17 protein-coding genes are annotated in these 19,819 nt (G+C 67.9%); 8 read left to right on the top strand and 9 right to left on the bottom strand.

Features of this window, described 5'->3' with window-relative positions; all coding sequences use genetic code 11:
• Window positions 1–6: 6 nt before the first annotated feature.
• From tal to A5773_RS02220, 5 genes are all read left to right on the top strand, one after another.
• Window positions 7–1,125: a transaldolase gene (tal, locus tag A5773_RS02240; protein WP_067789227.1), complete on the top strand. Its 1,119-nt coding sequence runs from the start codon at window positions 7–9 to the stop codon at window positions 1,123–1,125.
• A complete protein-coding gene (gene zwf, locus A5773_RS02235) occupies window positions 1,122–2,666 on the top strand; it encodes a glucose-6-phosphate dehydrogenase (RefSeq protein WP_066958173.1) in 1,545 nt (514 codons plus the stop codon). Before tal ends, zwf begins: the two co-directional genes overlap by 4 nt.
• Before the next feature lie 73 nt (window positions 2,667–2,739).
• Window positions 2,740–3,651, top strand: coding sequence for a glucose-6-phosphate dehydrogenase assembly protein OpcA (gene opcA / locus A5773_RS02230; RefSeq protein ID WP_066958279.1), 912 nt, complete (start codon window positions 2,740–2,742; stop codon window positions 3,649–3,651).
• Window positions 3,648–4,403, top strand: a complete 756-nt coding sequence (gene pgl, locus A5773_RS02225; RefSeq protein WP_066958171.1) for a 6-phosphogluconolactonase — start codon at window positions 3,648–3,650, stop codon at window positions 4,401–4,403. The genes opcA and pgl overlap by 4 nt, the downstream gene beginning before the upstream one ends.
• Before the next feature lie 28 nt (window positions 4,404–4,431).
• Window positions 4,432–4,821, top strand: a complete 390-nt coding sequence (locus A5773_RS02220) for an ATPase (RefSeq protein WP_066958169.1) — start codon at window positions 4,432–4,434, stop codon at window positions 4,819–4,821.
• A gap of 12 nt (window positions 4,822–4,833) precedes the next feature.
• On the opposite strand, the gene A5773_RS02215 is transcribed toward A5773_RS02220, so the two are convergent.
• From A5773_RS02215 to A5773_RS02175, 9 genes are all read right to left on the bottom strand, one after another.
• Window positions 4,834–5,646, bottom strand: coding sequence for a DUF1206 domain-containing protein (locus tag A5773_RS02215; protein WP_067789223.1), 813 nt, complete (start codon window positions 5,644–5,646; stop codon window positions 4,834–4,836).
• A 16-nt stretch (window positions 5,647–5,662) separates the two neighbouring features.
• Window positions 5,663–8,470 (bottom strand): phosphoenolpyruvate carboxylase, encoded by a 2,808-nt coding sequence (ppc, locus tag A5773_RS02210; protein WP_067789221.1) that lies wholly within the window; start codon window positions 8,468–8,470, stop codon window positions 5,663–5,665.
• 45 nt (window positions 8,471–8,515) lie between these two features.
• Complete coding sequence (secG, locus tag A5773_RS02205; protein ID WP_040624202.1) at window positions 8,516–8,749, bottom strand: preprotein translocase subunit SecG; 234 nt, start codon at window positions 8,747–8,749, stop codon at window positions 8,516–8,518.
• A 31-nt stretch (window positions 8,750–8,780) separates the two neighbouring features.
• Window positions 8,781–9,566 (bottom strand): triose-phosphate isomerase, encoded by a 786-nt coding sequence (tpiA, locus tag A5773_RS02200; protein ID WP_066958164.1) that lies wholly within the window; start codon window positions 9,564–9,566, stop codon window positions 8,781–8,783.
• Window positions 9,563–10,801, bottom strand: a complete 1,239-nt coding sequence (gene pgk / locus A5773_RS02195; RefSeq protein ID WP_067789219.1) for a phosphoglycerate kinase — start codon at window positions 10,799–10,801, stop codon at window positions 9,563–9,565. Before pgk ends, tpiA begins: the two co-directional genes overlap by 4 nt.
• A gap of 2 nt (window positions 10,802–10,803) precedes the next feature.
• Window positions 10,804–11,823 carry a type I glyceraldehyde-3-phosphate dehydrogenase gene (gap, locus tag A5773_RS02190; protein ID WP_067789216.1) on the bottom strand — a complete coding sequence of 340 codons (1,020 nt, stop codon included), beginning with the start codon at window positions 11,821–11,823 and terminating at the stop codon, window positions 10,804–10,806.
• Between the two features lie 116 nt (window positions 11,824–11,939).
• Window positions 11,940–13,367, bottom strand: coding sequence for an NAD(P)/FAD-dependent oxidoreductase (locus A5773_RS02185; RefSeq protein WP_067789212.1), 1,428 nt, complete (start codon window positions 13,365–13,367; stop codon window positions 11,940–11,942).
• Window positions 13,364–15,175, bottom strand: coding sequence for a DUF3556 domain-containing protein (locus A5773_RS02180; protein ID WP_067789209.1), 1,812 nt, complete (start codon window positions 15,173–15,175; stop codon window positions 13,364–13,366). The genes A5773_RS02185 and A5773_RS02180 overlap by 4 nt, the downstream gene beginning before the upstream one ends.
• A gap of 142 nt (window positions 15,176–15,317) precedes the next feature.
• Complete coding sequence (locus A5773_RS02175) at window positions 15,318–15,794, bottom strand: hypothetical protein (protein ID WP_066958153.1); 477 nt, start codon at window positions 15,792–15,794, stop codon at window positions 15,318–15,320.
• A 259-nt stretch (window positions 15,795–16,053) separates the two neighbouring features.
• On the opposite strand from A5773_RS02175, the gene A5773_RS02170 reads away from it, so the two are divergent.
• The 3 genes from A5773_RS02170 to A5773_RS02160 are packed head-to-tail and all read left to right on the top strand — an operon-like array spanning window position 16,054 to window position 19,691.
• Complete coding sequence (locus A5773_RS02170; RefSeq protein WP_232001788.1) at window positions 16,054–16,794, top strand: lysophospholipid acyltransferase family protein; 741 nt, start codon at window positions 16,054–16,056, stop codon at window positions 16,792–16,794.
• Window positions 16,795–16,854: 60 nt separating this feature from the next.
• The gene (fadD12, locus tag A5773_RS02165; RefSeq protein WP_232001787.1) at window positions 16,855–18,417 is read left to right on the top strand and encodes an acyl-CoA ligase FadD12; all 1,563 of its coding nucleotides are present in this window, start codon (window positions 16,855–16,857) and stop codon (window positions 18,415–18,417) included.
• Window positions 18,417–19,691 carry an alpha/beta hydrolase gene (locus A5773_RS02160; RefSeq protein ID WP_066958148.1) on the top strand — a complete coding sequence of 425 codons (1,275 nt, stop codon included), beginning with the start codon at window positions 18,417–18,419 and terminating at the stop codon, window positions 19,689–19,691. Before fadD12 ends, A5773_RS02160 begins: the two co-directional genes overlap by 1 nt.
• Window positions 19,692–19,819: the final 128 nt, after the last annotated feature.

The raw sequence follows: 19,819 nt of genomic DNA, 5'->3' as shown, positions 1-19,819 counted from the left end.
ATTCACATGACTCAGAACCCAAACCTTGCGGCGCTGTCCGCCGCGGGCGTTTCCGTTTGGCTGGATGACCTGTCGCGCCAGCGGCTGCAGTCGGGCAATCTGCAGGAGCTGATCGACACCAAAAGCGTTGTCGGGGTGACCACGAACCCGTCGATCTTCCAGAAGGCCCTCGCCGACAGCGATACCTACAACGACCAGATCGCCGAGCTCGCCGAGCGCGGCGCCGATGTCGACGCCACCATCCGCACGGTCACCACCGACGATGTCCGCAACGCGTGCGACGTGCTGCGGCCGCAGTGGGAAGCCTCCGACGGAGTCGACGGTCGGGTATCCATCGAGGTGGACCCGCGACTGGCCGCCGAGACCGACAAGACCACGGCGCAGGCCGTGGAGCTGTGGAAGATCGTCGACCGGCCGAACCTGTTCATCAAGATCCCGGCCACCAAGGCCGGCATTCCGGCCATCACGGCGGTTCTGGCGGAAGGGATTTCGGTCAATGTCACGCTCATCTTCTCGGTCGAGCGGCACCGTCAGGTGATGGACGCCTACCTGGCCGGCCTGGAGAAGGCGCGCGAGGCGGGACACGACTTGTCCAAGATCCATTCCGTGGCATCGTTTTTCGTGTCCCGGGTGGACACCGAGGTCGACAAGCGGCTGGAGAAGATCGGTTCCGAGGAGGCGCTGGCGTTGCGCGGCCAGGCCGGGGTCGCCAACGCCCGGCTGGCCTACGCCGCCTACCAGGAGGTGTTCGAGGGCGGCGATCGCTACGAGGCGCTCAAGGGCAACGGCGCCCGCGTACAGCGTCCGCTGTGGGCATCGACCGGGGTGAAGAACCCCGACTACTCCGACACCCTCTACGTCACCGAGCTGGTCGCGCCGAACACGGTGAACACCATGCCGGAGAAGACGATTGACGCGGTGGCCGAGCACGGCGAGATCAAGGGAGACACCGTCACCGGCACGGCTTCGGGCGCCCAGGAGGTGTTCGACAAGCTGGCCGGGATCGGGATCGACCTGACCGACGTGTTCGTGGTGCTGGAGAACGAGGGCGTGGAGAAGTTCGTGGACTCGTGGAGCGAGCTGCTGGAGGAGACGCAGAAACAGCTGGGTTCCGCCTCGAAATGAGCCCGGCTCGTACCGCTGCACAATGGCATAACCCGTTACGGGACAAGCGCGACAAGCGGCTGCCGAGGATCGCCGGCCCCTGCGGCATGGTGATCTTCGGCGTCACCGGCGACCTCGCCCGCAAGAAGGTGATGCCGGCCATCTACGACCTGGCCAACCGCGGGCTGCTGCCGCCGAGCTTCTCCCTGGTGGGCTTCGCCCGTCGGGACTGGGAGACCCAGGATTTCCGCAAGGTCGTCTATCAGGCCGTCAAGGATCACTGCCGGACGCCCTTCCGGGAGGAGAACTGGGAGCGGCTGGCCGAGGGATTCCGTTTCGTGCCAGGTTCTTTCGATGACGACGCGTCGTTCGCCCGGCTGGCCGAAACCCTGGACAAACTCGACGCCGAGCGCGGCACCGGCGGTAACCACGCCTTCTACCTGGCCATCCCGCCGAAGTCCTTCCCGGTGGTGTGTGAACAGCTGCACAAGTCCGGATTGGCCCGTCCGCAGGGTGATCGCTGGAGCCGGGTGGTCATCGAGAAGCCGTTCGGGCACGACCTGGAGAGCGCGCAGGCCCTCAACCACTCGGTCAACGCCGTCTTCCCCGAGGAAGCGGTGTTCCGCATCGACCACTATCTGGGCAAGGAGACGGTACGCAACATCTTGGCGCTGCGGTTCGCCAATCAGTTGTTCGACCCGATCTGGAACGCACACTATGTCGATCACGTGCAGATCACCATGGCCGAGGACATCGGATTGGGCGGGCGCGCAGGCTATTACGACGGTATCGGTGCCGCCCGCGATGTCATCCAGAACCACCTGATGCAGCTGCTGGCGCTCACCGCGATGGAAGAACCGGTCAGCTTCAATCCCGCGGCGTTGCAGACCGAGAAGATCAAGGTGCTCTCGGCGACCCAGCTGGCCGAGCCGCTCGACGAGACCACCAGCCGCGGCCAGTACACCGGCGGCTGGCAGGGCGGCGAGAAGGTCGTCGGGCTGCTCGACGAGGAGGGGTTCGCCAAGGACTCGACCACCGAGACGTTCGCCGCCATCACGCTGGAGGTCGACACCCGCCGCTGGGCCGGTGTGCCGTTCTATCTGCGGACCGGAAAACGTCTGGGCCGCAGGGTGACCGAGATCGCGCTCGTCTTCAAGCGCGCTCCGCATCTGCCGTTCGACGCCACCATGACCGACGAGCTGGGCACCAACGCGATGGTCATCCGGGTGCAGCCCGACGAGGGCATCACGCTGCGGTTCGGCTCCAAGGTGCCGGGGACCGCGATGGAGGTCCGCGATGTCAACATGGACTTCTCCTACGGCTCGGCATTCGCCGAGGAGTCGCCGGAGGCCTACGAACAGCTGATCCTCGACGTGCTGCTCGGCGAGCCGTCCCTGTTTCCGGTCAACGAAGAGGTCGAATTGGCTTGGGAGATATTGGATCCCGTCCTGGATAACTGGGCGGCCGACGGCAAGCCCGAGCCGTACGAGGCGGGCACCTGGGGTCCGGAGTCGGCGTTCGAGATGCTGCGCCGCACCGGCCGGGAATGGCGGCGGCCGTGATTCGCGCCGGCGACGATGCAGAACGAAGTGATGCTGTGGGGGCACCACCCGCTAGCGGGGGAGGGCGGCGCACTTGATTATCGACATGCCGGACACCACCACCACCGCGGTCAACAAGAAACTCGAGGAACTGCGGGAGAAGGTCGGCGCCGTGACGATGGGCCGGGTGCTGACGCTGATCATCGCGCCCGACAGCGACGCCATCCTCGAAGAGTCGCTCGAGGCGGCCAACAACGCCAGCCACGAGCACCCCAGCCGGGTCATCGTCACGATGCGGGGTGACGCGTACGCCGACCAGCCACGCCTGGACGCGCAGCTGCGCGCGGGCGGAGACACCGGGGCCACCGAGGTGGTGATCCTGAATCTGTCCGGGGCGCTCGCCGGGCATGCCGCCAGCGTGGTCACCCCGTTCCTGCTCCCCGACATCCCCGTGGTGGCATGGTGGCCCGACGTCGCGCCGGCCGTTCCGGCGCAGGATCCGTTGGGCAAGTTGGCGATTCGGCGCATCACCGATGCCACCAACGGAACCGATCCGCTGTCGGCCATCAAGAGTCGACTGCCCGGGTACACGGCCGGCGACACCGATCTGGCCTGGGCCCGCATCACCTACTGGCGGGCGCTGTTGACATCCGCGGTCGACCTGGCGCCCCACGAACCGATCGAGTCGGCCCTGGTGTCCGGTTTGAAAACCGAACCGGCCCTTGACATCCTGGCGGGTTGGCTGGCCAATTGCATCGACGGCCCGGTGCGCCGCGCGGTCGGCGAGCTCAAGGTGGAACTCGTACGCAAAAGCGAGACCATCGTCTTGAGCCGGCCCCAAGAGGGCAGGACGGCGACACTGAGCCGCACCGCCAAGCCGGAGGCTCTGCTTCCCTTGGCCCGCAGGGAAACCGGCGAGTGCCTCGCCGAAGACCTGCGGCGGCTGGATCCCGATGAGATTTACCAGTTAGCGCTAGAGGGCATTGAGAAAGTGCAGTACGTGTGAGCACCATCATCGAAGTTTTCCCGGAGACACAGGCGCTGGTCGAGGCCGCGGCCCACCGACTGGCCGACAACATCCGCACCGCCGTGGCGGCCCGGGACCGGGCGCTCGTCGTCCTGACCGGCGGTGGCAACGGCATCGGGTTGCTCAAGTCCCTGGCGGGGCACGAGATCGCCTGGCCCAAGGTGCACCTGTTCTGGGGCGACGAGCGCTACGTCCCCGAGGACGACGACGAGCGCAATGACAAGCAGGCTCGGGAGGCGTTGCTGGACCGGATCGACATTCCGTCCAGCCATGTGCACACGATGCCGGCCAGCGACGGCGAATTCGGCACCGATCTCGCCGCCGCCGCGCTGGCCTACGAACAGCTGCTGGCGGCCAACGCCGAACCCGGCCAGCCCGTCCCGAATTTCGACGTGCACCTGTTGGGCATGGGGCCGGAGGGCCATATCAACTCGCTGTTCCCCGACACCCCCGCCGTGCTGGAAACGAGCCGCATGGTGGTCCCGGTTGAGGACTCCCCCAAACCGCCTCCCCAGCGAATCACCCTGACGCTGCCCGCGATCCAGCGTTCGCGCGAGGTTTGGCTGATGGTGTCCGGGGCATCCAAGGCCGACGCGGTGGCCGCGGCGATCGGCGGCGCCCCACCCGTCTCGGTGCCGGCCGCCGGTGCGATCGGGCAGGAAAGCACGCTGTGGCTGCTCGACGAGGAGGCCGCGGCCAAGCTCCCCTCGCGCCCGGGTCAGCCAAGCTAGTCCCGCACCCGGTGAGATCCGGGTCATAATGACGGGCATGGCAGACAGAACCGTGCGCGGTGGGCAAGAGCGAAGCCGGATCAAGACCCTCACCCAGGCTGCGTTGAACGCCGACAAGACGGTGGAGCAGGTCGAAGACGTCCTCGACGGCCTGAGCACGACCATGAAAGAGCTCAACACTTCCCTTTCCAACCTCAACGCCACGGTCGAGCGCATGGAAAGCGGCCTGGACCACCTCGACGGCACCTTGTCGCGACTGGACGATCTCGCCAGGCGACTGATCGTCCTGGTCGAGCCCGTGGAGGCGATCGTCGGGCGGATCGACGGCATGGTGAAAGTGGGCGAAACGGTGATGACGCCGCTCGCGATGACGGAGCACGCCGTGCGCGGAGCTCTGGACCGACTGCGGAACCGCTGAGACCTCGCAGGCCTACATCTTCGTCGACCGGGCCATCACGAAGCTGTACAGCCCGTAGGTGATGAGTCCCAGGCCGGCCGCGATCAACAGCGCCGCCCCATAGTGCTGGGACCCGAGTGTTTTCAGGGCCCCGTCGAGCCCCGTGGCCTTCTTCGGTTCCGAGCGACACGCGGCGATGATCACCAGCGCGCCCGTCAGGGTGATCACGGCGCCCTTGCCGATATACCCGGCCACCCCTAGCCGTCGCACCCAGTCACCCGACTTACCCCGGAGATCGTCGACGAAGTTGCGGGTGGCGCCCTTGTAGATGTGGTAGCACCCGACCACGACGATGACCAGCCCGCCCGCGACGAGCGCGATGGTGCCGCCGGTCGTTTCCAAGAGGCGCGCGCTGATGCCCGAATTCTGTTGATCCGCCGCCTTCCCGGCACCACGCGCGAAACCGAACGCGGAGTAGGCAAAAGCCAGGTAGACAGCCGCCAGCCCAAGGGCCTTCGCCCGCGAGGACGCATCCGACGACGGGCCCTCCGACTTCCGGTCGCATGATCGGCCGAGGGCGGTTTCGACGAGCCGCCACAGGCCCATCGCCAGCAGGGCGGCCGTGGCGATCCAGAGTGCGAGTGGGCCACCCGGCTTGGCCGCCAGCGTCGCCAGGGCGCCGGTCTGGTCCGCGGTGCCGCCGTCGCCAAGCGCAACCCGGATCGCGAGATAGCCGACGATCAGGTGCAGCACCCCGTTGACGACGAACCCGACGCGCGCGAGTCGTTCGAAGACGCCGTTCTGGGCCAACTCAGCCGCGGGGACGGGCGAGGCGATGTCAGGCATGGCTTACGGATGCCCATCACCCACTGTTACGTAACGCGCTGGCCAATCCGTTCATCGTCAGCAGGATGCCGCGCTGCACCAGTTCGTCGTCGTCACCGGAGCGGTAGCGGCGCAGCAACTCCACCTGCAGGTGGTTCAGCGGCTCCAGGTAGGGGAAGCGGTTGAACACCGAGCGGGCCAGGGCGGGGTTGTCGGCGAGCAGGTCGTCATGACCGGTGATCAGCTTGTGCATCGCGATGGTCCGCCGGTGCTCGTCCACGATCTTGTCGAACACCCGGTCCCGCAGTTCCTCGTCCTCGACCAGCTCCGAGTAGTGCGCCGCCAGGCCGAGGTCGCTCTTGGCGAGCACCTGGGCCATGTTGGAGAGCACGCCGCGGAAGAACGGCCACCGCTCGTATAGCTCGTGCAGGATCGCCACCCGCTCGGTCTCGCTTTCGGGCCCGGCCGCGATCCACTGCTCGAACGCCGACCCGGTGCCGTACCAGCCGGGAAGCATCACCCGGGACTGGCTCCACGCCAGCACCCAGGGGATGGCGCGCAGGTCCGATATCGACGACGTGGGTTTGCGTGACGTCGGGCGGCTGCCGATGTTCAGCGAACCGATCTCGCTGACCGGCGTCGAGGCCATGAAGTAGTCGACGAAACCCGGTGTTTCATGCACCAATTCGGCATAGGCGCGCTGCGCCAGGGTGGCCACTTCGTCGAGCACCGCGTAGGCCGGCTCCGCGGCATCCCCCAGGCCCTCCACATCGAGCAGCGTCGACTCCAGCGTCGCCGCCACCAAGCTCTCCAAGTTGCGCCGGGCCGCCTGCGGCTCGGCGTACTTGGCGGCGATCACCTCGCCCTGCTCGGTGAGCCGCAGCGAGCCGTTCACCGCGCCCGGGGGTTGCGCCAGGATGGCCTGATAGCTCGGTCCGCCCCCCCGGCCGACGGTACCGCCGCGACCGTGGAAGAGCCGCAAGCGAATTCCGGCGTTGCGGGCCACCTCGACCAGCGCCAGCTCGGCTCGGTAGACCGCCCAGCTGGAGGCGAGGTAACCGCCGTCCTTGTTCGAGTCGGAGTAGCCGAGCATCACCTCCTGACGCCCGTCCTGCGCGTCGACGACCGCCCGGTACAGCGGAAGCTCCAGCATCGCGTCCAGGATGGTCGCGCCGTTGTGCAGATCGTCGATCGTCTCGAAGAGCGGTGAGATGGCAACCGGGCAATACGGTTCCGGCCCGGACGCATCCAGCAGCCCGCCCTCTTTCAGCAGGATCGCCACCTCCAAGACGTCGGACACCGAGCGGCACATGGAGATGACGTAGTTGGGTACCGCGGCCGGGCCGTAGCGCCCGACGGCATAGGCCGCCGCGCCGACGACGTCGAGCTCCTTGCGGGCCAGGTCGGACAGGCCCCCGCGGTCGCCGACCAGCGGGCGGCGGGTAGCCAGCTCGCCGGCCAGCAGCTCGACCCGCTCGTCCTCGGGCAGCGAAGCGTAGTCGGGGTGCACCCCGGCCCACGCCAACAGCTCCCCCACCACCTCTTCGTGGACGTCGGAGTTTTGCCGCATGTCCAGCCCGGACAAGTGAAACCCGAAGACGCTCACGCCCTCTCGTAGCAGGGCGAGGCGGTCGTCGGCCAGCAACGCACTGCCGTGTGCGCGCAGCGACTCGTCGATGATGTCCAAGTCCGCCTGCAGCTCGGCCGGCGCGGAATACGGTGTCAGGCCGAGGTCCAGCTCGTGCTGCGGTCGGCTGTCCAGGATCTCGGCGCCCGTCGCGGTGAGCCGGGCGCGAATCACCCGCACCGCCCGCCGGTACGGCTCGTCGGCGCGGGCCTCCTCCCCGCAGCCCTCGGCCAGTTCCGCCAGCCCCGGGGTGACGGGGACGAGTCGCGCCGACATCGACAGATCCTGCTCGAGGGCGGTGAGCTCGGCCAGGTAATGCGACAGCGCGGTGAACGCGGCGCTGGCGGTGGCCTGGCGTACCACGTCGCCGGTCACGTTCGGGTTGCCGTCGCGGTCGCCACCGATCCATGAGCCGGGCCGCAGGATCGGCGCGGCGAGCAGGTCGCTGTCGGGCCACCGGGCCCGCAACGCGTCCCGGACCTCGGCGTTGACCTGCGGAATGACCTGGAAGAACGCCGCGGCGTAATAACGCAGCCCGACCTCGATCTCGTCGGTGATCTGCAAGCGGGACAACCGGATCAGCGCGGTCTGCCACAGGGTGAGGACCTGGCGGCGCAACTCGCGCTCGATGTTGCGCCCGTCATCGGTTTCGGTGTGCCCCTCGGCGTGCAATCGCATCAGCTGGGTGATCCGGTGCTGGGTGACGAAGACGGTGCGCCGCCGGGTCTCGGTCGGGTGGGCGGTGATCACCGGGGAGATCAGGGCGCCCCGCAGGGCGTCGGTCACCGTGGCCGAATCAAGTTCGGCCCCATCGAGTTTCGCGTAGGTCGCGGCTAGGCTGCTGTCCTGCGGCGGCTCGCCGGCGGAGACGTGGATGGCGCGGCGACGTTCCCGGTGGATGTCCTCGGCCACGTTGGCCAGCAGCGCGAAGTGGCTGAACGCCCGGATGACCGGGATCGCTTGGTGAATGTCGATGCCGTCGAACATGCGCGCCACGTCGACCCGCTCGATCTCGGAGCGGCGCACCCGAAACGACTCCACCCGGGCGCGCTCCACCAGGTCGAAAACCTCGTCCCCGCTCTGCTCGCGCACGGTGTCGCCGAGGATGGCGCCCAGCATCCGGATGTCGGCGCGCATCGGCTCTGTCGCCTCGCGACCGACGAGCGTGCGTTGCACGGCGCCGATGGGTTCGAGCGCGATGTCGGAAACGTCAACCATGCGTCCCAGTATCGGTGCGGATCACGCGCTCCGCCCGCCGACGGGTCACCGGTACTTGATCAGCAGGGCCACCCCGATGATGGACACCAGCCAGATGCCGGTGATGAACAGCGTCAAGCGGTCCAGGTTCTTCTCCACCACGGTCGAGCCGGAGAGGCTGGACTGCACACCGCCGCCGAACAGCGTCGACAGGCCGCCACCCTTGGCGCGGTGCAGCAGCACCAGCAACACCACGAGCACGCTTGTGACCACCAGGGTGATCTGCAGGGCCAGCTCCATGACGCTGAATCTTACCGGCGGGGCCGCGGCGTCACGGCAGGGGCCCGCCGGCGGCGATCGCCGCCAGCGTCGCGAACTGCTCACCGTCCAGGGACGCGCCGCCGACCAGGGCCCCGTCGATGTCGTCGCGGGCGATGATGTCGCCGATGTTCTTGGCATTCACCGAGCCGCCGTAGAGCACCCGCACGGTGTCGGCGACCTTGGACGAGGCGAGGGTCGTCAACGTCGCCCGGATCGCGGCGCACACCTCCTGGGCGTCGGCGGCACTGGCCACCCGGCCGGTGCCGATGGCCCACACGGGCTCGTAGGCGACCACGACCTTGTCGATCTGCTCAGCGGACAACCCGGCCAGCGAGCCGCGCAGCTGCTCCTCGCAGTGGCTGACGTGCCCGCCGGCCTCGCGGACGTCCAGGTGCTCGCCGATGCACACGATGGGGGTCAGCTCGTGCTTGAGGGCCGCGGCGGCCTTGGCGGCCACCAGCGCGTCGTCCTCGTTGTGGTAGGTGCGCCGTTCGGAGTGGCCGACCACGACGAAGCTGCAGCCCAGCTTGGCCAGGAAGGCCCCGCTGATGTCACCGGTGTAGGCGCCCGAGTCGTGCTGAGACAGATCCTGGCCGCCGTAGGTCAGCCGCAGCTTGTCGCCGTCGACCAGGGTTTGCACGCTGCGCAGGTCGGTGAACGGCGGCAACACCGTGACGTCGACCTTGTCGTAGTACTTGTCCGGCAGCGCGAACGCGATCTTCTGCACCAGCGCGATCGCCTCGAAGTGGTTGAGATTCATCTTCCAGTTGCCGGCGATCAGCGGCTTGCGGCTCACGCGTCTCCTCCACTTGGTTGCGGCCGCCCGAGAACTTCGATGCCCGGCAGCGTCTTGCCCTCAAGGTATTCCAGCGACGCGCCACCGCCGGTGGAAATGTGCGAGAAGTCGCCCTCCGGGATGCCCAGCGCGCGCACCGCGGCCGCGGAGTCGCCGCCGCCCACCACACTGAACGCGCCCTTGCCGGTCGCCGCGGCGACGGCCTCGGCGACGCCCCTGGTGCCCGTGGCGAACGCCGGGAACTCGAACACGCCCATGGGACCGTTCCAGAAGACCGTCCGGGCGTTGGACAGCAAGGCCGCGAAGCGCTTCACCGATTCCGGGCCGATGTCCAGCCCGATCATGTCGTCCGGGATGGCATCGGCGGCCACCGTCTGCGGCGGCGAGTCGGCGGCGAACTGCTGGGCCACCACGATGTCCCTGGGCAGCCGCAGCACGTCGACGTAGGTGTCCAGCAGCCGGCGGCAGGTGTCGACCATCTCCTCTTCCAGCAGCGACTTCCCCACCGGAAAGCCTTGTGCGGCAAGGAACGTGAAGCACATACCGCCGCCGATCACGATGCTGTCGGCCTTGGTCGCCAGCGACTCGATGACGCCGAGCTTGTCGGACACCTTCGACCCGCCGAGCACCACCGCGTAGGGCCGGGTAGTGGAGCTGGTCAACTGCTCCAGCACCCGGATCTCGTCGGCCACCAGCGTGCCGGCGTAGTGCGGCAGCAGCGTGGCCACGTCGTACACCGAGGCCTGCTTGCGGTGCACCACGCCGAACCCGTCGGAGACGAAAGCCCCTCCGGGCGAGACCAATTCGGCGAGTTCGCGGGCGAGCGCGAGCCGCTCGCCGTCGTCCTTGCTGGTTTCGCGCGAATCGAAGCGGATGTTCTCCAGCAGCAGGACGTCGCCGTCGGTGAGTCCCTCGGCCCGGGCCAGCGCGTCCCCGCCGACGACATCACCGGCGAGCTGCACGTGCCGCCCGAGCTGCTCGCCGAGCGCCGCTACCACCGGCGCCAGCGACAACTTCGGGTCGGACCCGTTTTTCGGCCGCCCCAGGTGCGCGGTGACCACCACCTTGGCGCCGGCGTCGACGAGCTCTTTCAACGTCGGCACCGACGCGGTGATCCGGCCCGGGTCGGTGATGGCGCCATCGTCGTCGAGCGGGACGTTCAGGTCGGAACGCACCAGCACGCCCCGACCCGAAACACCTTCGGCCAGTAGGTCTTTCAGAGTAGGAACGGCCATGCTTACAGTGACTTGCCGACCAGTACGACGAGGTCGATGAGGCGGTTGGAGTAGCCCCACTCGTTGTCGTACCAGGACACCACCTTGGCTTGGTTGCCGATCACCTTGGTCAGGCCGGAGTCGAAGATCGAGCTGTGCGGGTCGGTGACGATGTCGCTGGAGACGATCGGGGCGTCGTAGTACTTCAGGATGCCCTTCAGCTTGCCTTCCGCTGCGGCCTTGAAGGCGGCGTTGATGTCTTCGGCGCTGGCGGATTTCGACAGCTCGGCGGTGAGGTCGGTCACCGAGCCGGTGGGGATCGGCACCCGCAACGCGTACCCGTCGAGCTTGCCCTTCAGCTCCGGCAGCACCAGCCCGATGGCCTTGGCCGCGCCGGTGGAGGTCGGCACGATGTTCAGCGCGGCGGCGCGCGCCCGGCGCAGGTCCTTGTGCGGCCCGTCCTGCAGGTTCTGGTCCTGGGTGTAGGCGTGGATGGTGGTCATCAGCCCCTTGACGATGCCGAACTCGTCGTTGAGGACCTTGGCCAGCGGCCCGAGGCAGTTCGTGGTGCACGACGCGTTGGAGATGATGTTCTGGCTGCCGTCGTACTTCTCGTCGTTGACGCCCAGGACGATGGTGATGTCCTCGTCGGTGGCGGGCGCCGAGATGATCACCTTCTTGGCGCCGGCGTCCAGGTGGCCCTTGGCCTTGGCGGCGTTGGTGAACAGGCCGGTGGATTCCACGACGACGTCGACGCCCAGGTCGCCCCACGGCAACGCTGCCGGACCCTCCCTGACCTCGAGGGCCTTGATCTTGTGCGGGCCCACCACGATGGTGTCCTGGCCTTCCAGGCTGACGTCGTAGGGCAGCCGGCCCAGGATCGAGTCGAATTTGAGCAGATGCGCCAGTGTGTGGTTGTCGGTGACGTCGTTGACCGCCACCACCTCGATGTCGGCGGTGCCCTGCTCCTGTTGGGCCAGTAGGGCCCGGTAGAAATTGCGTCCGATTCGACCGAAGCCGTTGATGCCTACTCGGACCGTCACTTGATCTCTCCCTGTCTTGGCGATGTCTTTACTGAGTCCGCTGAATACGCGCTCGTGGTCAGCCTAGATGAGCAACATGCGCGGTTGCCGCCCCGGTTCCCGCGGACAATGTGACCTCAGTCGCGGCGGGTCTTTTTCAGCCACTTCAGCGCCGACTCGGCGGCGTGGTAACCGCACAGGCCATGGATGCCGGCCCCCGGCGGCGTGGACTGTGAGCACAGGTAGACGCCTGGCACCCCGGTGGCGTAGGGATCGACGGCGATGCGGGGGCGGAAGATCACCTGCAGCCCGTCGTTGGCGCCGCCGATGATGTCGCCGCCGATGAAGTTCGCGTTGTAGGCCTGCAACTCGGCGGGCCCCTTACTGACCGTCGCCAGGACGCGGTCGGAGAACCCCGGCGCGAACCGCTCGATCTGGCCGACGACGGCGGCGGTGGCGTCGCCGTCGTAGCCGAACGGCACGTGCGCGTACGCCCAGATCGGGTTGACGTTGCCCGCCGAGCGGGACGGATCGGCAAGGTACTGCTGCCCGAGGAGCACAAAGGGCCGGTCGGCCATCTTGCCCTGCGCGCGTTGACGTTCGGTGTCCGCCATCTCGGCGAACGTGCCGCCCAGGTGCACGGTGCCGGCCCGGGCGCAATCGGGGTTGGTCCATGGGATGTCGCCCTCGATGGCGAAGTCGACCTTGAACGCCGACGAGCCCTCGCGGTACCGCCGATACGACCGCCTGATCCGGCCCGGCATCACGTCGCCGTAGATGGCGAGCGCCGCGGCCGGGCTGAGGTCGAGCATGACGATGTCGGCGTCCGGGATGTCTTTGCGACTGCTGACGGTCACCCCGGTAGCCACCGAGCCGCCGTACTCCTGCAGGGCCGCGGAAAGCGCTTGGCTGATCGACCCGGAGCCCCCTTGCGCGACGGGCCAGCCGTAGCGGTGCCCACTGGCCAGGATCATCAACCCCAGGGACGCGGTGAGCGGCCGGTCGAGCCGGGTGTAGACGTGCGCGGCCGCGCCGCCGAACAGCGCGCGCGCCTGCTCGGTGCGGAACCAGCAGGCCATGGTGGTGGCCGGCAGCAGCGCCCGCGGCCCGAAACCGGCCAGGCGGAGCGGGTGACGCGGGATGCCCAGCACCGGCCCCATGAGATCCTCGGCCAGTTCATCGAATCCCGCCGCCAGGTCCCCTATCGCCCGCCGCCACCGGGCGCCGTCGGCCCCCATCCGGGCCACGGTCTCATCCAGCGACTGATAGAGCACGCCGGCGGTACCGTCGTCGAGCGGGTGCGCGCAGTCGACCTCCGGCCACTTCCACCGGAGCCCGTAGCGCTGCAGGTCGATCTCCTTCCAGAACGGCGAACCGACGCCCAGCGGGTGGAACGCCGAGCAGTGGTCGTGGATGACGCCGGCCATCGTCAGTTCGCCGGAGCGGGCTCCCCCGCCGACGGTGTCGCACGCCTCGAGCACCTGCACGTCGACGCCGTGACGAGTGAGTTGGATCGCCGCCGCCAGGCCGTTGGGGCCGGCGCCGACCACGACGGCGGTGGTCATCGAGCGCTGCGTTGCGTGGTCCGCGGCGATCGCGAGCGCGGCGGAGCCGGGCGCGGCGGGTCGCCGCCATCGATCACATGCACGGGCAACTCGTCACCGGGCTCCGGCCACGGCTGGCGGGCGAGCATGTCCTCGACGTTGACATAGCCTTCCTCGATCAGTCCGGCCTTGGCGTCGAAGATGCGGTACCACTGCTTCTGGATGTGGATGGGCTGTCCCTCGAGGACGATCACCCGCACGTCGCCGTCCTCGAAGTGGCAACGGCGCTGCACGGCTTCGAGCAGCTGCTCGTTGTGCAGATGGCCCTCGCCGAAGTTCCAGCCGACGAGCGGCCCGGCGACGATTTCGCCCTCGCGGATCTTGTAATTGGCTTCGTCGGCCTCTCCCCCCAGGGCGCGAGGCACCAGGGCGTTGAGCGCGCGGCCGTGCACGTGCATGGCCCGGAAGGCGGCCGTCTTGTCCGCCATGATCTCCGCGGTCTCGGGGTCGTAAAGCCGGGCCAGCTGGTTGACGACGAGGGCGGAGCTCTTGACGATCTCGGCGTCGACCGTCTCCTCCGCGCCGGTGCGGAAGCACCACACGCTGGACGCCCAGTTGCCGGCGTAATACCTCATCGCGGGGAGGAACGAAATCTTCTTGGGGAACATGTTTCCCGCGATCACGAGTGCCACCGTGGCGATGACGAGGGCCCACAGCAGCGGCGAACGCAGGTCGGTGGCACGGATCGAGGCGTAGTGCCCGAACAGATAGAAGAGCGAGAAGATGAAGAAGACGTTCCACTCCAACGGAACTCCCATCGGGAGGTTGGAAATGATGTTGAGGTGGAAGATCACCATGAATCCGATCAGGAACCACCGCCACGGGTGATCGCCGGCGAAGAAGACCAGCACCGTCGGAACCACGAATTCGGCTGTGGTGCCACCGACGTGGGCCATCATCTTCGGCAACCAGGTGGGACGCAGATCGTTGATGTGGTCGCGGTACAGCATGTGCTTGATCGGGTTGAACAGTTTGGGCCGCAACAGCGCGTTATTGCTCGTCATGACCGACACCACATACGGGAAGTGGTGGTTGAGCTTGGATGTTGCGGCGCCCCACCACAACAACAGCATGATGAGCTTGTATGCCGCGATCTGATCGGTGAACGGGAAGAAGAACACGAACAGCTTTAGCCAGTAGTGCTCGCCCCGCGCGGCCAGGAAAATGGTCTTGTCGCGCAGGCCCAGGACCGCTAGCGCGACGATCGTCGGGATGACGCGGACGGGGTCGATCAGACCAACGTCGCCGGCAGCGGTGACCGGCCCGCCGTGGCCGGGCGACAGCAGCGCCCACACCCCGCCGGCCAAAACGATTGCGTACAGCGCAACGTCGACGACGGTACGGCTGTCACCGGCGGTGAACGGCACCTTCCCAGGCCACGCCGGCAGCCGAATCGTGTTGGGCCGCAGCCAGTACAAGATTCCGCCGATGGGCGGCATGAACCGTCCAGTGAGCGGGCCGGACCCACAACCCAGGCCCGTCACCTCGAACAGCAGCGTGAAGACGATGACCTTCTGGTAGACGATCGGCTGCGTCCACCAGTCGGCGATGCGGCCGAGGCCGCCGAGGCCCGGGGTCAGCGAGATGATCGCGGCGGGGACGGCGATGTACAGGGCGATCTTGATCAGGTACAGCAGATACACGGCATACGGTGTCCCGAAGCCGTGTTCCGCCCAGTGCCGCGTCACGACCTGCAGCCGGGTGGCCCGGGGCAGTGTGGGCCAGGTCTTGCGATCGACGTCGGGAAGGTCCGGTGTCATGAATCCCATGGGCGGCCTCGCTCGGTGTCGGAAGAAACCAGTTGGCCCGTCAAATGTATCGGCACCGCCGCTCGGCTGGGGCTGAATCGGCGCGACGCGCCCCGTCGTCGGTCACCCAAGCAACGAAAATTGCTGCGCGATAAGCGAATTGCTACCGGACCGCGGAGCGTGGCCGTGCAGAGAGGGCGGCGGGGTCCCCCGGCGTCCGGCGAACAAACCGGCGGCGCAACTTCTCGAGCATGCCGTCGAGATTGTCCCGGTCCTGTTCCTCGATTCGCGCCATCCGGCGAAGGTTGCAGACGGCGTCGACGTCGCCGCTGGCTTGCGCGGCGACGATCGCCTTCCGGTAGTCGTCGAGCCGCTGTTCGATGAGCCTGCGGTTCTGCGAGAGCAGCCGCACGAAGTAGTCGGCCTGGCGGTGGTCCGCCGCGTCCGGGGTGGTCGGATCGACGTCACCGGCCGGGCGGTCGGTGGCCGGTGCGGACGGCGCGGGTCCCTGACTGCGACGGGCCGGTTCGGTGCGAACCACGCTGGCATGGGGCCGCCGGGAGCGCCGGTCGCTGGGGGCACTCCTGCGCGCGCCTCCCGAGCGGGCGTTGCGCTCGGGGGACAAACCGGCAACGTCCATCGGGTCCCGTTTCTCGAGATTTCACTGAGGGCGTCGTAACAATAGCGCCGGGAACCGGCGGGCACCATATCCGCGGACGCGGAAAGAGATAAACACCATGACGGCCGCCGCGCGCCGGTCGCTACCATCGAGGAACTCGACGCGGCCCCTCATACCTAGGGCGGCCTCGCGGGAGCGTCAAGGGAGGAACGTGACCGACAACGATCACTCCGATGTCGGCGACATCGGCAAATTCGACCCCGTCTTGACCCAGCGCCTGATGAGCGTGATGCGCCCGGCCATGAAGACATACTTCCGGTCGGAGGTGCACGGCCTGGGTTCGTTCCCGCCCGGCGGGGCGCTGGTCGTCGGCAACCACTCCGGCGGCATGTTCCCGATGGACGTTCCCATCTTCAGCGTCCACTTCTACGAGAAGTTCGGCTACGACCGGCCGATCTACACGCTGAGCCACGACATCCTCATGACCGGCCCCACCGGCGAGTTCTTCCGCCGCACCGGATACATCCGGGCCAGCCGGGAGAACGCGGCCAAGGCCTTGCGGTCCGGCGGGGTGGTCATCGTCTTCCCGGGCGGCGACTACGACGCATACCGGCCCACGCTCTCGGAGAACGTCATCGACTTCGACGGCCGGAAGGGATACGTCAGGACGGCCATCGAGGCCGGCGTCCCGATCGTGCCCGCGGTATCCATCGGCGGACAGGAGACGCAGCTCTACCTGTCGCGCGGCACCTGGCTGGCCGAGCGGTTGGGGGTGAAACGCTTGCTGCGCAGCGCCATCCTGCCGCTGTCGTTCGGCTTCCCCTTCGGCTTCAGTGCGGTGATCCCGCCCAATCTGCCGCTGCCCACCAAGATCGTCACGCAGGTGCTGAAGCCGATCGACATCACCGCGCAATTCGGTGACGCCCCGGACGTCGACGAGGTCGACGAGCATGTGCGATCGGTGATGCAGCAGGCCCTCAAGGACCTCGCCGCCAAGCGACGTTTCCCGATTCTGGGCTGAACCGTGGCCTCTCCGATCAACCAAGCCCTCGGCCTCCTCACCACCCTGCGGCGCGCCGGCATGATCGCCCCGATGCGGCCCGACCGCTACCTGAAGATCGCCGCCGCCATGCGCCGCGAGGGCATGGGGATGACCGTGGGCTTCGCCAGCGCTGCGCAACGCTGCCCCGACCGGCCGGGCCTGGTCGACGAGCTCGGCACGCTGACCTGGCGCCAGCTCGACGAGCGGATCAACGCGCTCGCCGCGGCGCTGCAGGATCTGCCGTCAGGGCAACCCAAGGTCGTCGGGATCATGTGCCGCAACCACCGCGGCTTCGTCGAGGCGGTGGTGGCCACCAACCGGATCGGCTCCGACGTCGTGCTGCTCAACACGTCGTTCGCCGGCCCGGCCCTCGCCGAGGTGGTCAACCGCGAAGGCGTCGACGCCGTCATCTACGACGAGGAGTTCACCGAGACGGTCGACCGCGCGCTGGCCGACAAGCCGGACGCCACCCGCATCGTGGCCTGGACCGACGGGCAGCACGAGCTGACCGTCGAGAAGCTCATCACCGAGCACAGCGGCCAACAGCCCGAGCGCACCGGCCGCAAGGGCAGGATGATCCTGCTGACCTCCGGCACCACCGGAACTCCCAAGGGCGCCAATCAAACCGGAGGCAACGCCGGCATCGGCACCCTCAAGGCCATCCTGGACCGGACGCCGTGGCGAGCCGAGGAGACGGTGGTGGTCGTGGCGTCGATGTTCCACGCGTGGGGCTTTTCGCAGTTGATCTTCGCGGCGTCGATGGCGTGCACGGTGGTCACCCGGCGCAAGTTCGACCCGGAGGCGACGCTGGACCTCATCGACCGGAACCAGGCGACCGGGTTGGCGGTGGTGCCGGTGATGTTCGACCGCATCATGGAGCTGCCGCCCGACGTGCGAAAGCGGTACAGCTGCAAGTCATTGCGATTCGCGGCGGCATCCGGCTCGCGGATGCGACCCGACGTCGTGACTGCGTTCATGGACGAGTTCGGCGACGTGATCTACAACAACTACAACGCCACCGAGGCCGGCATGATCGCCACCGCCACCCCGCAGGACCTGCGGGCGGCACCCGACACCGCGGGCCGCCCGGCAGGCGGGACCGAAATCTGGATCCTGGACAGCGATTTCAACGAACTGCCCGCCGGTGAGGTCGGCACCATCTACGTGCGCAACGACACCCAGTTCGAGGGATACACCTCGGGCACCACCAAGGATTTTCACGCGGGGTTCATGTCGTCGGGCGATGTCGGCTACCTCGACGAGGCCGGCCGGTTATTCGTGGTCGGCCGCGACGACGAGATGATCGTCTCCGGCGGCGAGAACGTCTATCCGATCGAGGTCGAGAAGACGCTGGCGGCGCACCCCGACGTGGCCGAGGCCGCGGTCATCGGCGTCGACGATGAGCAGTACGGCCAGCGTTTGGCGGCATTCGTCGTTTTGAGCGCGGGCGCCCAGGCCACGCCCGAGACGCTCAAGCAGCATGTCCGGGAAAACCTGGCCAACTACAAAGTGCCCCGCGAGATCGCCGTCCTCGACGAACTCCCGCGGGGCAGCACCGGCAAGATCCAGCGCAACGAACTGCAATCTCGGGTCAACGGCTGATGCGCCGCCGCCTCTCGGACCTGCGGCGCCCCCGGCCGCTGGCACGCGCCGCACTGGAACTGGCCAACGCCGCCAACGGATTACGGCCGCTGGCGCGCAAGGGTTACAGCACCGTGCTGGTCTTCTGGTTCGGTTGGCCGACGTCGGAGGTGCCTGGCATCTACTTCTCCGTCTCGCTGCTGGACGCGCTGCGACGCGCGCGGCGCGGCCACTTCGCGGGGCGGCGCGGCAAGGCGGCGCTGGCCATGACGGCCGCGTCGTGGGCGATCCTGGGGGTGATCCGTTACCGCGCCATCACCACCCCCGGCCCGGTGCTCGAGGCGGGCCTGCGCGAGCAGCTCGGTCACGACTACGAAGAGGCGCTGGGCAAGCTGCCGCACGCCAAGCCCACGCGCAGCGGGCGGCGCAGCCTCCCGCTGGGCAACACCGTGGCGCGCCGGCGGTACGTCGAGAAGACGAACGTGGTGTCCTACGGCCCGAACGGCCGCGCCAACCTCGCCGACATCTGGCGCCGCCGCGACCTGCCGCGGGACGCCAAGGCTCCCGTGCTGCTGCAAGTGCCGGGCGGGGCCTGGATGATCGGGATGCGCCGGCCGCAGGCCTACCCGCTGATGAGCCACCTGGCCGCCCGCGGCTGGGTGTGCGTGTCGATCGGGTATCGCGTCTCCCCCCGCCATACCTGGCCGGACCACATCGTCGACGTCAAACGCGCGCTGGCGTGGGTCAAGGAGAACATCGCCGACTACGGCGGTGACCCCGACTTCGTCGCGGTCACCGGCGGCTCCGCGGGCGGACACCTGTGCGCATTGGCGGCGTTGACCCCCAACGACCCGCAATTCCAGCCGGGCTTCGAAGAAGCCGACACCTCGGTGGCGGCCGCCGTCCCGATCTACGGCCGCTACGACTGGTTTTCCACCGAGGGCGAAGGCCGCCCCGAATTCGTTTCCCTGCTCGAAAAGTTCGTGGTGAAGCGGGAATACGATGCGCACCGCGACGTCTACGTCGACGCCTCGCCGATCCGGCGGCTGCGGGCCGACGCGCCGCCGTTCTTCGTCCTGCACGGCTGCGACGATTCGCTGATCCCCGTCGGCGAGGCCCAGGAGTTTATCGAGGAGCTGCGCGCGGTGTCGAAGTCCCCTGTCGCGTACGCCGAATTACCAAGCGCGCAGCACGCTTTCGACATCTTCAGTTCGCCCAGGGCGCATCGATCCGCCGAGGCCGTCGCGCGGTTCCTGTCCTGGGTGTACGCGACGAACCCACCCGACCGCGACTAGCCGAGCATCCCGCACTTTCTCGCAAATCCCTTGTGTCACTTTGGCTTCAGAGGTCACAATGTGGTCTTTTTTGTCGGTGGGTGTTCGTAGGGTTTGAGGGGTGGGTGTCAGTAGTCGTGAGGAGATCG

It is taken from the genome of Mycobacterium sp. 852014-52450_SCH5900713 (assembly GCF_001667075.1).
GTDB lineage: Bacteria > Actinomycetota > Actinomycetes > Mycobacteriales > Mycobacteriaceae > Mycobacterium.
The sequence above is the reverse complement of the archived record's forward strand: the minus strand, read 5'-3'. Positions and strand labels throughout refer to the sequence as shown.